This window comes from Streptomyces sp. NPDC058877, from assembly GCF_042742855.1.
GTDB lineage: Bacteria > Actinomycetota > Actinomycetes > Streptomycetales > Streptomycetaceae > Streptomyces.
In genome coordinates this window covers 20,440-34,924 of the sequence record NZ_JBHYMF010000022.1, presented here as the reverse complement: position 1 = coordinate 34,924, position 14,485 = coordinate 20,440, and the positions used below count along the sequence as shown (strand labels likewise).

Annotated in this window: 7 protein-coding genes and 1 tRNA gene; 4 read left to right on the top strand and 4 right to left on the bottom strand. The window is 71.4% G+C overall.

Annotated features, from left to right (window positions below; translation table 11 throughout):
• Positions 1–98: 98 nt before the first annotated feature.
• Positions 99–617: a response regulator gene (locus ACFW2Y_RS07960; RefSeq protein WP_384875184.1), complete on the bottom strand. Its 519-nt coding sequence runs from the start codon at positions 615–617 to the stop codon at positions 99–101.
• Between the two features lie 169 nt (positions 618–786).
• On the opposite strand from ACFW2Y_RS07960, the gene ACFW2Y_RS07955 reads away from it, so the two are divergent.
• Positions 787–858 (top strand) — tRNA-Arg (locus ACFW2Y_RS07955).
• A gap of 1,205 nt (positions 859–2,063) precedes the next feature.
• Here ACFW2Y_RS07955 and ACFW2Y_RS07950 read toward each other — a convergent pair.
• Complete coding sequence (locus ACFW2Y_RS07950; RefSeq protein ID WP_384875126.1) at positions 2,064–2,513, bottom strand: hypothetical protein; 450 nt, start codon at positions 2,511–2,513, stop codon at positions 2,064–2,066.
• A 158-nt stretch (positions 2,514–2,671) separates the two neighbouring features.
• Here ACFW2Y_RS07950 and ACFW2Y_RS07945 point away from each other — a divergent pair, with 158 nt between their 5' ends.
• The 3 genes from ACFW2Y_RS07945 (at position 2,672) to ACFW2Y_RS07935 (ending at position 5,138) form a co-directional block, all read left to right on the top strand.
• Positions 2,672–2,935 carry a CopG family transcriptional regulator gene (locus ACFW2Y_RS07945; RefSeq protein ID WP_384875124.1) on the top strand — a complete coding sequence of 88 codons (264 nt, stop codon included), beginning with the start codon at positions 2,672–2,674 and terminating at the stop codon, positions 2,933–2,935.
• The gene (locus tag ACFW2Y_RS07940) at positions 2,932–3,345 is read left to right on the top strand and encodes a type II toxin-antitoxin system VapC family toxin (protein ID WP_384875122.1); all 414 of its coding nucleotides are present in this window, start codon (positions 2,932–2,934) and stop codon (positions 3,343–3,345) included. Before ACFW2Y_RS07945 ends, ACFW2Y_RS07940 begins: the two co-directional genes overlap by 4 nt.
• A gap of 233 nt (positions 3,346–3,578) precedes the next feature.
• Entirely contained in the window at positions 3,579–5,138 is a 1,560-nt protein-coding gene (locus ACFW2Y_RS07935; RefSeq protein ID WP_384875119.1) for a CBS domain-containing protein, read from the top strand.
• Positions 5,139–5,384: 246 nt separating this feature from the next.
• On the opposite strand, the gene ACFW2Y_RS07930 is transcribed toward ACFW2Y_RS07935, so the two are convergent.
• Both ACFW2Y_RS07930 and ACFW2Y_RS07925 read right to left on the bottom strand, forming a co-directional pair.
• Entirely contained in the window at positions 5,385–7,676 is a 2,292-nt protein-coding gene (locus ACFW2Y_RS07930; protein ID WP_384875117.1) for a UvrD-helicase domain-containing protein, read from the bottom strand.
• On the bottom strand, positions 7,673–14,470 hold the full coding sequence (locus ACFW2Y_RS07925; RefSeq protein WP_384875114.1) for a DEAD/DEAH box helicase: 6,798 nt from the start codon (positions 14,468–14,470) through the stop codon (positions 7,673–7,675). Before ACFW2Y_RS07925 ends, ACFW2Y_RS07930 begins: the two co-directional genes overlap by 4 nt.
• Positions 14,471–14,485 lie beyond the last annotated feature (15 nt).

Genomic DNA, 14,485 nt, shown 5'->3' with positions numbered 1-14,485 from the left:
AAGCCTAGGGGAGGAGGGGGGGCGGAACGCGAACCGGTTTCGCCATGCGGGCACCGGTCAGGGCGCGCACCCGCCGTCCACGTCCGGAAGCCCCGGCCTCACACCGCCCCGTGCACGCTTCCGACGCGGCGGGGGTCCCGCTCGGAACGGCGGTGGTCCCACTCGCCGCACCGGGAAGCCCGCTCGGGGCGCGCATCCCCTGCGGCCGGCTCCTCTCCCCCGTCCTGCCCGGCGGCTCCGGGACGCTCCCGCCGCTCGCGGTGCATCAACTGCCGCACCAGCCGCACCAGGTCCAAGGGCTCGAAGGGCTTGGCAAGGAAGGCGTCGACACCGGAATCGACCCCACCGACCTCGTGCTCGCCACAGGCGCTGATGATCGCCACCGGCAGATGACTGGTCCGCGGGTCGGCCCGCAGCCTCTCGGCCGTTCTGATCCCGTCCAGACGCGGCATGACGACATCGAGGGTGACGACATCAGGACAGACCTGATGCACGACTTCCAGACACTCGGCACCATCGGCCGCGGTCACGACCTCGAACCCCTCGAGTTCGAGATTGACCCTGATCAACTGACGGATCACCTTGTTGTCATCGACAACGAGCACCCGACCGGACATGCCTGACACACGAACGAGAGTAGGCCGCCCCTTGCGGCTGCGTCCGGGTTTTACCCACTTCTGACCCGTGCGGGGGACCCACCCCCCGGTGACGCCACGGAAATACCTGTTCACAGGCACGCCTCAAGAGCTGGTAGGGTTCTACCCGTCGCCGCCGAACGCAGCGAACGCCCCCGTAGCTCAGGGGATAGAGCAACGGCCTCCGGAGCCGTGTGCGCAGGTTCGAATCCTGCCGGGGGCACTTCGCAGAAGTGCCACACAGACCCCGTGATCAGCGGAAACGCTGAGCGCGGGGTCTTGTCGTATGTGCGGGCGTGTGTCGCTCGGAACAGCCGCGTGTCGGGGGCCGCAGACGAGCCGCGGGCAGGACTCGGGGACGTCGCCGCAGATGAGAACCCGGCGATGACGTCTGCCAAGTCGCGGCATGCGGCACTCCGGCGAGCGGGGCCATGGATGCCGTCGACGAAGGCGATGCCGACGTGGCGCGGGCAACCACGTCGGCAGGGGGTCTCAGGTCGAGCTGAAGAGCCTGGCGAGGGGATAGCCGCTCAGACGCGAACTCGCCTGCCGCGAGAAGCCGTTCGTATGACGAAACACCGAACTGGCGAGGTTCGCAAAGTTAGACTTCCTCGCAACGAAGGCCGGCGGCGAACAACTCGGAGGACGACGATGAGTGCGAGCGGGACCCGCACTTGCTCCTGGTGTGGCGAGGGAGGGCACGACAGGCGGTCATGCGACGTCTCTCCCCACGCCGGAAAGTGCAGCGTGTGCGACTACCACGGGCATGACAAGCGAAACTGCCCCCGCAAGTGAGGGAACACCACCGGAGTTGAGGGTCGCAGCGAGGAAGGCCCCGGGCGCGCGACGCGCCTGGGACCCCACGCCGGGACGACTCACCCATATACGCGGGGTGGATGCTCGATCCGCAAAGTGGTGACGTCCTGGCGACCTTCGAGGCGCTTGTGTAGCGGGCCGGCAGGACCTCGACGCCGCTGCCTGCGCATTCCGCAGACCTCGTCGTGGCTCCGCCCGCCGCCGGTCCATGTCTCGCCGACGGAGGGGCGGGTGGTGTGCAGGGCCACGCCGCCGCCATCCTGCCTCAGGCAGGCCGCGCCCCTGCAACGCGACGTCCACGGCCGCGGCCGGCCGCAATCCGGCGCAGTACATCCCGGCGAAGAGGCCGACCAGCCTCCGCCCCCGCGCCCGCTCACAGCCACCGACGTAGGAGACCGCGCAGAGCAGGTTCCGCGCCTGCGCGGGCTTGACGACCACCCGGGGGTCGACCTGCTGGACGGTCTCGGTGATGCGCCAACTGACGCCGGCCAGGGGATCGGCGCGGAGCCGGCCCAGCTCCATCGCGTACCGCACCGAGTTCACGAGCGTCGTGCGCTTGCACCGCTGCGTTTCGGCAGCCGCGATCGTGCCGTCCTGCTTCAGCCGGAGCGCCTACAGCACACCGCGCATCACGACCGGGTCCAACAAGTCGTCCAGGGGACGTGAAGCCCGGGCGCCCCAGTCCAGAGCGAGCCGCACCTCTGCGGGCGCGGTGCGCGCGTCGGGCCGGGGCGCCACGAACGCCCAGTTCCGCAACGCCCGCCGCAGCAGCTCGTCATCCGGCCGCCCTCGCGTCCTTCGGAGCATCGCCATGGTCATGGAGCAGAGGGCGTCGTTGGTCTCGTTCCGGGTCTTCGCGGAAACCTGCCCGCAGCGCACCTCCAGGTATTCGAGCGCGAAGGCGTACCAGCTGATGTGGGCCGCACCACGCCCCTTCGCCACCCGGCCCAAGTCGTCAGCGGCGGCTTCCCTGACGGCCCGGACCAGCGAGGCCCCGAGCTCGTCGGCCAGCGCCCTGACATCCGCTCCGTCGTCGGCCGCCAGCCCCCACCGGGGCTTCACCGCCCTCGACCCATATCGTCGGGGCGCACCTCGTACCTGGCCTGCTGAACTCCGCATGGCGTCCACCGCCTCTCTCCAGGTCAACGCGTCGCCTGCGGCAGCCATGCCGACCGGAAAGAAACCCTGAGCCTGAGAGGATGAAAGGTAGGATGGGTAGCATGAGCGAGCCCACCGGCAAGTACTCGATCACCATGCCGCGCGACATCGCCGAAGCCGCCAAGGCCCGCAGCGGCCCCTCCGGCCTGTCCGCCTACGTGGCCGCGGCCGTCGCCCGCCAGATCGAACGCGACAACCTCAACGAACTCATCACCGTCGCCGAGGCCGAACACGGCCCCGTCATGGACGAGGAGATCCAGTCCCTGCGCGACCAGCTCGCCCAGGCCCGTCGTGAGCAGAACCAGCATGGGGCGAGCGCAGCGTGACCCGCTCCCCCGCGGTCCCCGGCGGCACCCTCGTCCTCGACAGCGAAGGGCTAGCGAAGGCTGTCCTGCGCGACCGCACGGTCACCACCTGGCTCGCCCTGGCACGCGCCGACGACCTCCGCGTGATCACCTCTGCGGCCAGCCTCGTCGAAGTGATCCACCCCCGCATCAACCGCCCAGCCCTGGAGTGGACGCTCTCCCGACTCGTCGTGGAGCCGATCACCGAACCGATCGCCCGCCACGCCGCCGCCCTCCTCGCCGATATCGGCCTGCACGGCCACACGTACGCCATCGACGCCATGCTCGCCGCCACCGCCCTTTCCGCGCCCGGGCCGACCACGATCCTCACCTCCGACCCCGAGGGCCTCACCACTCTGTGCGGCGGACGCGCGACCGTGATCGAGGTCTGATGCGGCTACAGCCATTTCCGGCGACCTGTCAGCAAGGACTCAGGACAGGCATGCGCACGGTGCCCACATCCCCCATGGAGTGCACGAATCGCACCCCGCGTCGACGGCCCCGCGACGCCGCGTTCCTCGGAAGCGTCGCCCGCCGGCGCTCGCCAAGCTCTTGGACGGGCTCGCGAAGGAACGACTGCTTCTGATCTCGCTTGTACCAAGTCCGCTCGGCAAGGAACACTCGAGTGCACATCGGGACGTTACGGGAGGCGGGCATGGTACGGGCCTGGACGGTAAGGGGCGGGCAGTTGGGGGAGCGGGAGCAGATCGCGCTCTCCGAGGGCCTGGTGATCGTCGGTTGGGAGGATCTCGGCGACCTGAGCGGCTGCTCTTCCCCTGACGACATCGGTGATCTACTGGCCGGGGCGTACCCGGGCGAGGCGGTCGGCACCATCGACAACTGGAAGCGTCAGCTCTGGCGTTTCATCACGATGGAGGTCGGTGACTACGTCGTCATGCCGCGCAAGCATCTCTCCGTCGTGGCCCTGGGCCTGCTGGTCGGGCCGTACGAGTACCGGGCCGAGGCGCCGCCAGGTTTCCGGCACGTGCGGAGGACGGACTGGGTGCGGCCGGCCGTTGAACGAGCTGCCGTTCGGGGTGATCTGCGGGACAGCATGGGGGCGTTCCTCACGGTCAGCGAGCTGAGTCGGCGTGACGCCGCGGCACGCGTGCAGGCCCTCGCCAAAACGGGGACAGATCCTGGTTACGTGGGTGACGGCGAGCCGCCCGGCAGCCCGGAGGACTTGGTGAACGACGTCCGGGACAGCGGTACCCGGCAGTTGACCGCCCGTGACCTGATCGGCCTGTGGGGGTGGAAGCGGCGCACCTCTGATGTCACCGATCTGGTGGACCAACACCTTGCGGGGCTCGGGCTCCGGGTCGACCCCCACTTCACCGACGTCCAGTTGGACGGCCTCGTCACCGTGTCCGCGGAGGGTTCCACAGGGCTCGGCGAAGGCATCCGCGATCAGGACCGGGGAGACGACCAGCAGGCACCTCCGAAAGCCGATGGCCCACGTGACCGTGACCTGACCTGGCGGATCGGCAACCTTCCCTTCGTCCGGGAGGTCGTCACGGTCCGGATGGGCGATGCGCTGAGCCAGGCGATCACTCCGATGATCGAACACGACTTCTCCCAGCTTCCCGTGGTGGACCACAACGACGTGCTGCGTGGAGTCGTCACCTGGGAGGGAATCGCACGGGCCCAGCTGGGTGGCAGGACGGCCACGGTGGCCAACGCCCTGGACCCGCACCCCGAAACCGCCCGCGTGGAACATGCCCTCTTCGATCGGATGGACCGGATCCAGCGGAGCGGCTTCACGATCATCGTGGACGGCGAGAACACGGTGATCGGCATTCTGACCTCGACCGACCTCGCGGGGCAGCTGAAGCAGCGCATAGAGCCCTTCATCCTCCTGGAGGAGCTGGAGAGGCGGCTGCGCCGCCTCATCAGGCACTTCTCCACCGAGGAACTGCCGAAGGAGATCCGCAGGACCATGGAGCGCGGACAGCACCTCAGCCTCGGCCAGTACGTCTTCCTGGTGGAAGACGGCCATTGCTGGAGCAAGCTGCGGTGGCCCTTCGAGCAGCAGGACATCAGCCGGCGGTTGACCACCGTGCGGGACTATCGCAACGACCTCGCCCACTGGGCAGTGGACGCACCCGCCGAGGATGTCGCGGCGCTGGCCGCGACACGTGGGTTGCTCAAGCTCCTGAAGCTCGTGGATCACGACCCGGCGGTCTGATCGCCCTTGCCTACGTCGCCCGGGCGGCCCCACGGGAACTGTGGGGCCGCCTGTCCGCTCCTCGTCAGGCGGGTGGCAGTAGGGCACGCACCCGGAGAACTCCGCAAAGCCCGCGCGGCCCGGTTCCGTGCGGAAACCAGGAATGCCGTCGGAGATCAGGCAGCTCCATGCCGCAAACCGTGCCTGCCGCGTCGCCCCCGTGGCGTCCGCCTGCCCCGCCATGTGGCGCGGGGAGCGCGGCCTCTCTCAGCTCGCTGGGATGAGCGGTGCGAGGAAGCGGCTCGGTTCGCCGTGCCAGGTGATGGCGAGCGCGTCGCGGGCACGGGTCGCCGCGACGAAGAGCAGCGACTGTGCCCGGTGCAGTTCGCGCCGGTGGCGGCTCGGGTCCGTGTGCTGCCACGCGTCGACGGAGGCCCGGGGAACGAGCCCCTCGGCCGCTCCGGCGATGATCAGGCAGCGGTACTCCAGTCCCTTGAAGCGGTACATCGTGCCGATGTGGACTCCCTGGTCGCCGCGCGGTCCGTCCTGGGTGATCTCCGAGGATGCGATGCCGCTTCGTGCGAGGCGGTCGCCGACCTGGGTGACCATGTCGTTGGTCGGGACGCAGATCGCCGTGGCCTCCCTGGGCACGTCGTGCCAGGCTCGAAGCTGCTCCACGAGGAGGTCCATCTCCTCGTCCCAGCTCCGTGCCCCGCGCAACGACGGTTCGGTGCCGTGGAGGATCGAACGGTAGCCCGCGAGCGTGTCGGTGTCGCCGTCGAGGTCGTCGTATTCGGCGCCGCCCAGGACCCGTACGGCGTCGCGGAGGATCTCCCGGGTCGTGCGGTAGCTGAGGGTCAGTCGGGAGGACCTGCCGCGGATGTGGACGCCAAGGCTGCCGAGGGTGACCTGGTTGTCGTAGATCCGCTGGTGGGTGTCGCCGACGAGGAAGATGTCGTCGGGCTCGGACGGCACCATGGCGCGCAGCATCTTCCAGTGGGCGGCGCTGAGGTCCTGCGCCTCGTCGACCACGATGTGCCGGTACCGGTAGCGCAGCCAGGCGCCGGAGCCGGCCTCGACGTGGAGGTTGTGCAGGCCGCCCCGCTCCTCGCGTTCCTCCGCGCGGCGGTCGATGCGGGCCTTGCGGGCCATCTCCAGCCGTGCGGCCCGCTCGGCGACCTGACGGTGGGTCTCCAGGCCCTTGGTCTCCAGGCGCTGGGTGAAGCGTTCGGCCAGCTGCCAGATGCCGGCGCGTTCGGCGCGGGTGACGCTGCGGCCCCGCCCCGCTCGGCGGGCGGTGAAGTAGTCGCTCCGGGAGGTCACGGCCTGGCCGAGGATGACCTGGTTCCACTCGTCGCTGAGGAACTCGGCGTTCCAGCGGGTCTCCCCGGTCTCCACCAGCAGTTCCCGCCACTCGCGGAGGGCTGAGGTGTCGTCGATCCGACGCTTCGCGTTGCCGGGGTCGGCTTCGCTGACGATGCGGGTGGCGAGCTGGTCGACGTGGGCGATGTCGACCCGTGCCAGCACCTCGGGCCCGCCCAGGGAGAGCAGCCGGGCCCGCAGGTCGGCGGCGAGGTTCCGGTTGAACGTGGTGAGCAGCACGGGCTTGGTGTGACCGGGAGGAAGCTGGCCGACCAGATGGCAGACGCGGTGGAGGGCGACGATGGTCTTGCCCGTTCCCGGCCCGCCGCCGACCCGGGCGGGGCCGGAGTAGCGCCGGTGGACCAGCTTCTCCTGCGTGGGGTGGAGGAAGATCTTCCAGCGACCGAAGTCCCCCTCCTCCAGAATGCTCTGCAGGGCCTCGTCGTCGGTGATCACCACGGTCTGGGAGCGGTCGACAGCTGCCTGCCAGTCGTCGGAGCCGACGCTCCGCTCCGGCTCGGTCACCGCGACGGGCGCGGTCACCTGTTCCATGACGTCGTCGTACGGAATGCCGTCGCGCAGCCGGAGGAGGACCTCCCCGGTGTGGCGGGGTGCGTATTCGGCGAGGCCGAGCAGTTCGTCGTCCGTGGTGAGCTTCCGGACGATCGGGATGAGGGGCTCGGTGACACCGAGGTCGGCAAGCTGCTGGTCGGTGTAGGCGCCGAAGAGCGGTTCTTCCGTCGGCTGCGGCCCGACCGGTTCGGGGGCGGAGGAAGGCGCCGACACGGGAGCGGCGGGAGCGGTGGGCGGTGTGAGGCCGCGGCGCAGCACGCTCTCCTCGACGACCTGGAGGTCGACGTACTCGATGGCGCCGGTGATGTGGTTGATGCCGTAGTTGAACCGGTCCAGGTTCTTGTGGACGTGGCTGCGGTGCTTGACCGAGACGAGCAGCCAGTCGTGACCGCCGAGGCGGATCATCAGCGCCCGCCACTCCCGGTTGACGCGTGCCGACCAGAGGCGGTCGTGGCCTTCCAGCTGTTTGAGGTCGAGGCCGCCGGCGTCGGGGTTGCGGCGGAAGTCGTGCTGGAACTTGTAGAACGCCCCGAGGACCGCGCGGTCCAGCTTGACGATCTCCTTGTCCGCCTTGTCGAGCAGGCGCAGCGTCACGCCCGTCCGCGGCGTGCTGGTGACCGTCATCGCTCGTTCTCCCCGTGGTCGTCCGTGGTTCCGTCCGTGCCGCCGCGCACCAGCGCCGCGAGTGTGTCGGCGTTCCATTCCGTCGCGGTACGGACCTGCCAGCCCGCGTCGCGGTAGGCCGCGTCCCGTTGTTCGGCGTCGATGTCCCGGTCGCTCCCGGGGTCCGGGCGGTGGGCGAGGACGACGCCCACACGCCGGTCGGGCCAGGCGAGTTCGGCGGGCCAGGCGGCCTCCCCCAGCTCGTAACCGGCCTCGGGAGCGGGAACGCCCCGGTCGGCGAGCGCGTCGGCGAGCGCGTCCAGCCCCGGATCGTCGACGAGGAACTCGATGACCTCGTCCCAGCCGGGATCACGGACGGGCGCGATGGAGGTGACGGACCCCGGCTCCTGCCGGTCCGCCGACGGCCGGGGGGCCTGCGGTGTCTGCTCGTGCCCGCGTCGCTGGGAGGTGAGCCATCCGGCTCCGCCGGTGACCGCCAGTTCGGCCGGGTCGAATCCGGGCAGCATGCCGGTGGTGAGCTGGACTCCGTCCCCTTCCCCCGCGTCGAGGAACTGGAGCAGGTTGCTCCAGTAGAGCCACGCCTGCCAGCGCCTGCGGTGGGCGGCCTCGTCGGCCGCGACCGTGTCAGGAACGTCGTCCAGGACGGTCAGAGCGGTCCAGGCCGCCCCGCTCTGTCCCCTGCGCAGGTCGAGCGCGATGGTGAGCGGGCAGCCGGAGGCGTCCCGGGTCGCCATGACCTGGACGGCGCCCTGCCCTCCGGCCAGCCGTCGCCCGTCCAGCGCCTCGCTGATCCGGCGTCCGATCTCCGTGCCGTCGGCCAGGGCCCTGCTGGTCGCCGAGACCGCGGCGAAGCCCGCGAGGGCGCTCTGGGCACGGCGGCGCCAGGCGTCCGGGTGCGGGTCGGTGAGGTATCCGATCAGCGTCTCGACCGGATTGGCCCACACCAGTCGGGTGAGGTCGCGGGTGTCCCCCGCGTGCATGCGCCGGTGGACGTCCATGGCGGTCTTCTGGGCGGTGTTCGGATAGGGCTTCCAGACGGGGTCGGTCTGGGGCCCGGAGCGTCCCGTCCAGGCCTGTACGTCGTCCCAGGTGAGCTGGAAGACCTGCCAGCCCTCGGCGCGGAGCCTGGTGCGCTTCGCCGCGTCGGCCTCGGCGGTGAGGTGGTCGGGGCTCGCGTGGTAGCGGTAGCCGTCCAGGTAGACCGCTACCCGCCGGTCGTCGTCGGTACTGCGGAAGACCACGTCCGGCCGGGTGAAACCGAGCGGGGTCTGGGTCTCCATCTGCCAGCCGCGGACGGTCCCGTCGGGGGCGGTGAAGCGCAGGTTGGTGTCCCTGGTGCCGTCGGCGGTGAGCGCGGTACGGACGCTGACGTCGTCCGTCCGGTCGGCCCATTCCAGCAGTCCGCGCCGGAAGAGGGCTTCCAGTTCGCTCTCCACCTGGTGCACGAGGGTGATGTCCCGGGTCGTGGCCACCGGTTCGACGCTCCAGCGGTCCGACGTGCGGCCGAAGAGCTCGCCGAGCATGTCGAGGGCGTGCTCGCGGCTGACGAGCTCGTACTCGCCGTCGGTGACGTGCCGGAGCAGGCACCGGTGGCAGGCGGGGCGTCCCTGGCCCACGCACACGCAGGTCTCGATCACCTGCCGTGCGTCGTCGAGGACGCCCCTCAGGCCGTCGCGGCCGGCCAGGCGGTGCAGGTATCCGGTGCCACCGGGCAGCGTGTCGTACAGGACGAGGAAGTGACGGCGCAGCGGGCTCTCGCCGCCTTCCTCGGGCATGGAGTCGGTGACGACCGCGAGGTGGTCGGGGTCGCCGCCGTAGCTGCGGGCGATTCCGGCCAGCAGCAGCGCCTTGAAGGAGGCGAGCCGTTCCTTGGTGTGCGCGGTGACGGCGGGGATGAGGACGCGCAGGGCGTCGGTGCGCAGCTCGTGGGCGAGCAGCACCCGCTCTCCTCGCCGTGCGGCTTCGGCTCCGCCGCGCCGTCGTGGGCACCAGGGCCGGTGGTACCTGGCGTGGGCCGCCGTGTCGGTGGCGTCGTGGGCGGCGGGGCCGCCGTCCGGGTCGGCGAAGCCACACGCGTCGCAGACCCAGAACGGGTTGAGCCGGACCTCCTGCCCGGCGAAGGCCGAGTCGGTGCCGCCGTCCACCCGGGTGGCTCCGACGTTGATGTGCCGGATCCACGCCTGCCGGGTGAACTCCCATCCGAAGGTGGCGTGTTCGTGCTTCCACGCCTGCTCGATGTCGTGTGCGTCGATGTCCACGGCCGGGACGACGGTGTAGTGCCGTCTCTCGCGCTCATCGCTGTCGTCGCGGACGCGGACGTCGTCGCGTTCGTCGCGGGAGGTGACGCGGCGCGGTACGAGGACCTTGTGCAGGCAGCCGATGTCGCCGATGGCCGCGGACCGGCAACGGAGGCAGGGGGAGGCGTCCTGTTCGGCGCGGTGGGTGCGGACGTGGCCGCAGTCGGGACAGACCCGCCACCAGAGCCAGGCCGGGCGTCCGGGGCTGCCGATGTCGAGGCCGGTGACGCGATGCTTGTATCCCTGGACGTAGTAGTGGTTGCCGGGGGCGAACTCGGAGAGGGCGAGGCGGGCGGGACGACTGTGGCGCAGGGTCTTGCTGTGGTTCGTGCGGGACTCGTCGGCGGCCTTCTCCGTCCAGGTGAGCGTGGCCTCCAGCTCGGTCGTCGAGTCGATCAGGCTGTAGTTCGGCAGCAGGCCGAGGTCGACCAGGGCTCCGTGGGCGGTGGTACGGCTGATCTCCCGGGAGACGCGGGCCACGTCCCGGCGCTCGGCGCGCAGTTCACGTCCCTGCCGCTCGTGGTCGGGGTCGCCGACGACGAGCAGTCCGTGGGCCCGGTCGATGGCCTCGGTCCTGCGCTGGAGCTCGGCGCGCCGGTCCTCCCAGCGTCGGCGCGCCGAGTCGAGGGCGGCGCCAAGCCCGTCCTCGCCGGGGTCGGTCGCATAGGTGACGAGGGCGGCGCGGGCCTGGGGGCTGACCCCGGTGCCGCGGCGCTCGTCGTAGTCCGGGAACAGGTCCAGGAAGCCGTGTACGAGCCGTTCGCCGGCGGCCAGCGCCGCTTCGGCGAACTCGGCCTGCCACGCCGAGGCACCGAAGAGTTCGGTGGCGCGTCCGGGCAGGGGCCGCAGGGGCGTCCCGTCGGGCGCCTGAAGTCTCCCGGCGCCCGCGAGGTCGAGCAGGTGGGCCAGGTACTGGCGGCGCAGAATCTCGGCGGCGGACAGGTAGCAGCCGGGCGGCAGGACCTCTCCGGCGATCATGAGCCGGGGCTCTTCGAGGTAGTAGCGGTCGCGCGGGCCGCGGTCGACCATGGTGAGCAGGTAGGCGTTGCCGGTGGAGCGCCCCGCGCGGCCCACGCGCTGGATGTAGTTGGCCGGTCCCTTCGGCAGCGAGGCGAGGACGACGGCGGACAGGTCGCCGATGTCGATGCCGAGTTCGAGGGTGGGGGTGCAGGACAGCACCTGCGGGTTGGCGTAGTGGACGCGGGTGCCCTCGCGGAACGCCTTCTCCACCGCCTCCCGCTTGGCGCGGCTGAGGGTGCCGGTGTGTTCGGCGGTGTTGATGGTGAAGACGCCGGCCTCGCGGTACATGCGGCGGTAGAAGTCGTCCGTGAAGTCCCGCTGTCGCAGTCCGCTGTCGAGGTCGCGGCCGGTGCCGAGGGTGCCGCCGCAGCGGTAGCGCGGGCAGGGCTGCCCGTGCCACTGGTCGGCGAGGTCGGGGTGAATGGTCTGTTCCCAGAAACACCGGGGGCAGTGCGCGGTGGCGTCGGGCAGGGTGTCGTCGGCGAGGACGCGGACCTGGATGTGGCCGGGCTGGAGGCCGTAGACACGGGTGGCACCGTCGAGGGCGGTACGCGCGGAGACGACGTCCGTCTCGGCGAGCGCGGGCAGCAGCCGGGTCAGGAAGACTCCGGCCGCCTCGGGACGCAGTCCGAGGGCGCGCACGGCCCAGTCCTGGTACCAGCCGAGCCGGCCGGTGAGGACGTCGAAGTCCTCGCTGCCCTGCTTGGGGGTGCCGAGCAGGAAGGCGGGGGCGGAGACCCCGCGGGGGAAGGCCGGCATCCCGGTCTCCCGCCCGCCCCAGATGGCCCACCGGCGCACCCCGGCCTGAGCCAGCCAGGGGTCCAGCCAGGCGTGCCGGACGGCGCCCCGGATCCGCATCCGTTCGAGCAGGCCCCGGACGAATCCGGTGTACCGGTCGGGGCCGGGCGCCGAGCCGTCGGGCAGCGCGATCTCGCCGGGGGTGGTCAGGAGGAGCTCGTGGACGAGGTCCGCCACGGCGTCGGGGTCCACGAGGGGCACGTCGGCGGCGACGGTGCGGGTGAGTTCCAGGGTGCGGCCCTGCCGGGAACGCAGGCCGAACTCCATGACGGTGGCGAACGCCAGGCGCTGCGCGATCAGTTCCCAGGTGGCCCGGGAACCACGACTGCGGCCGGACAGCAACGTGTCCACGCCCCTGACGAGGTGCAGGTCGGGCGGGATGACGGCGGCCTGCACGGCCTTGCTGTCGACGACGTCCGCGATGAGGTCGGCGGCGAGGTCGTTCAGGGCGACCGGTTCGTCCTCGGAGATGCGGCTGGCGAGCAGGGCGCGCAGGGAGAAGGTGTAGGAGCGGCTGGCGACGTATCCGGCGCGGTGGGCGGCGTCCTGGACGGAGTCGTTGAAGAGGAGGGTCTTGTCCTCTCCCAGGTTCTCGTCCAGTTCGCCGCCGGTGAAGAGCTGGGTGACGGCGGCGGCGGCGAGCGCGGCGAGCCCGGTGCCGAGGTAGCGGATGGAGTTGAAGGTGCGGCAGGCCGGGCACTGGTCGCGTTCGGCCGCCCGGTCGCCGTCGAGGTCGGCGTGGACGAAGGCGGCGTTGTGCAGGGGCACCGGCCGGCGCGCTCCCTCGCCGTCGGCGGGCGGAAGGAAGTCGGTCTCGGGCGACAGCGGACGCAGCCGCCCGTCGGCGCCCTCCAGGACCATGACGGCGGGTCCGCCGCGGCGGCGGTCCGGTCCTGCGGCGAAGGCGGCCTCGTGCACCTCCCGGGGCGTCGCGGCGATCATGTTGCGCACCCGGCGCTTGTCGCGGCCGACGGAGGCCCGGCGGATCTTCGTGGCGTTCAGGTCGAGGTGGGTGGGGTCGACCTCCGGGGAGTACGCGGCCCAGCCGGAGCGTCCGCATTCGCGGCAGAACACGGCCGGCAGGAAGACCTGGGCGGGCGGCGGTGCGCTGTCGTCGGCCGGGACGGCGCCGAGCTCGGCAACGGCGCGCGGTTCGGCGGGTCCCTCGCCGTCGTACGGTGACGGCCGGGCGTCAGGGGTCCGGCCCGCACGGGCCAGCGCGCCGCCGGAGGTCACCCGCTCGTCGTCCCAGCGGAACTCGGCGCGTGCGGCGCTGATGCCGCGCAGCACACGGGAGACCGAACGCACCCAGTGGTGGATCTCGACGGACAGCAGGGGCCGTCCGGGGTGCTCGGGGTCGCGGGCGTACGACAGGAGGGCGAGGTAGCGGGCGAGGGCCCGGGCGGCGAGGCCCGGCCGCTGCTGAACGGCCATGCCCCAGTGGTAGGCGTAGCGGGGCAGCACCTCGGTGATCTCGGCAAGGGTCTTCGGGGTGCCGTCGAGGATCTCCAGGACGGCGGCGGTGAGCCGGTGGCGGCGCAGCACGGCACCGAGCTCCTCCGGGGTGGATCCGCTCAGACCGGTGAAGGCGGCGACGAGGTCGTCCATAACACTGGAGTCGCGGGTGGGGTCCCCGAGGGCGTCGACCTCCTGGGGCGAGGGGAACGGCAGGGAGAAGTCGCTCTCCCCGGTGAAGTCCCTGGCGGATCGCCGGTCCTCGCCGATGACCGCGTCGGGCGGGAACGGCACGCCGAAGACCTGCTCGGCGACCTCCAGCATGCCGGGCCGCCCGGCCTCGCCCCGCCTGGCGGCTGCCGAGCCGCTGTCGTCGGGGCCGCTCTCACCGAGGGTGGCCGAGGTGGCGACCGGGCAGACCGGTCCCAGGGGACGCCCGGGTTCGGCGAGCCCGGTGACCGATCCGAGCCGGCGCAGCAGCATGGCGACGTCCGTGCCCTGAGCGCCGTCGTAGGTGTGGAACTCGTCGAGCACGACGTACGCGAGCGGGGAGTCCTGCCACAGCCGCTGGTCCTCGGGCCGCTGGAGGAGCAGGTCGAGCATCTTGTAGTTGGTGATCAGGATGTCCGGCCGGGTGCGGCGGATCTCGTCCCGGTCGACGGTGATCGCGGGGTTGGCCTGCTTGAACTCCTGGGACGGCTTGTCGCCGATGTAGAGGGCGGCCCGCACACCCGCGTCGCGCAGCCGGGTGTCCTTGGGGTCGTCGAGGCGCTTGCCGATCCGGTGGGCCTGGTCGGTGGCGAGGGCGTTCATGGGGTAGAGCAGGATCGCCTTGACGCCCTCCCGGCCGGCCTCACGCGCGCGGAGGCAGTGGTCGAGGACCGGGACCAGGAACGACTCGGTCTTGCCCGATCCGGTTCCGGTGGTGACCAAGGTGGGCCGCGCCGGGCCGTGCAGGGTGGACAGCCGCTCCCAGGCGCGTTCCTGGTGCCGGTACGGGGTGAGGTCGGGGTGCCAGGTCAGGTGGCGCTTCCAGTCCTCCCCCACGGCGGTCCGAAACGGCGTACGGACGCGGAGGTAGGGGCCGCGGAAGATGCCGTCCTCGGCGTCGCCGAGGAAGCCCTCCAGGGCGCGGCGGGTGGACTCGTCGGCCAGCGCGTACGTCGTCGCGAGGTACTGGCTCAGACTGGCCCGTACCTGGTCGGCGGCGAGGGTGGGACGCACGCGCGGGTCCTCCTT

Coding starts and splice junctions, on each gene's coding strand:
- ACFW2Y_RS07960 (WP_384875184.1), bottom strand. CDS start 617: ATGTCCGGTCGGGTGCTCGTTGTCGATGACAACAAGGTGATCCGTCAG.
- ACFW2Y_RS07945 (WP_384875124.1), top strand. CDS start 2,672: ATGAGCGAGCCCACCGGCAAGTACTCGATCACCATGCCGCGCGACATC.
- ACFW2Y_RS07930 (WP_384875117.1), bottom strand. CDS start 7,676: ATGACGGTCACCAGCACGCCGCGGACGGGCGTGACGCTGCGCCTGCTC.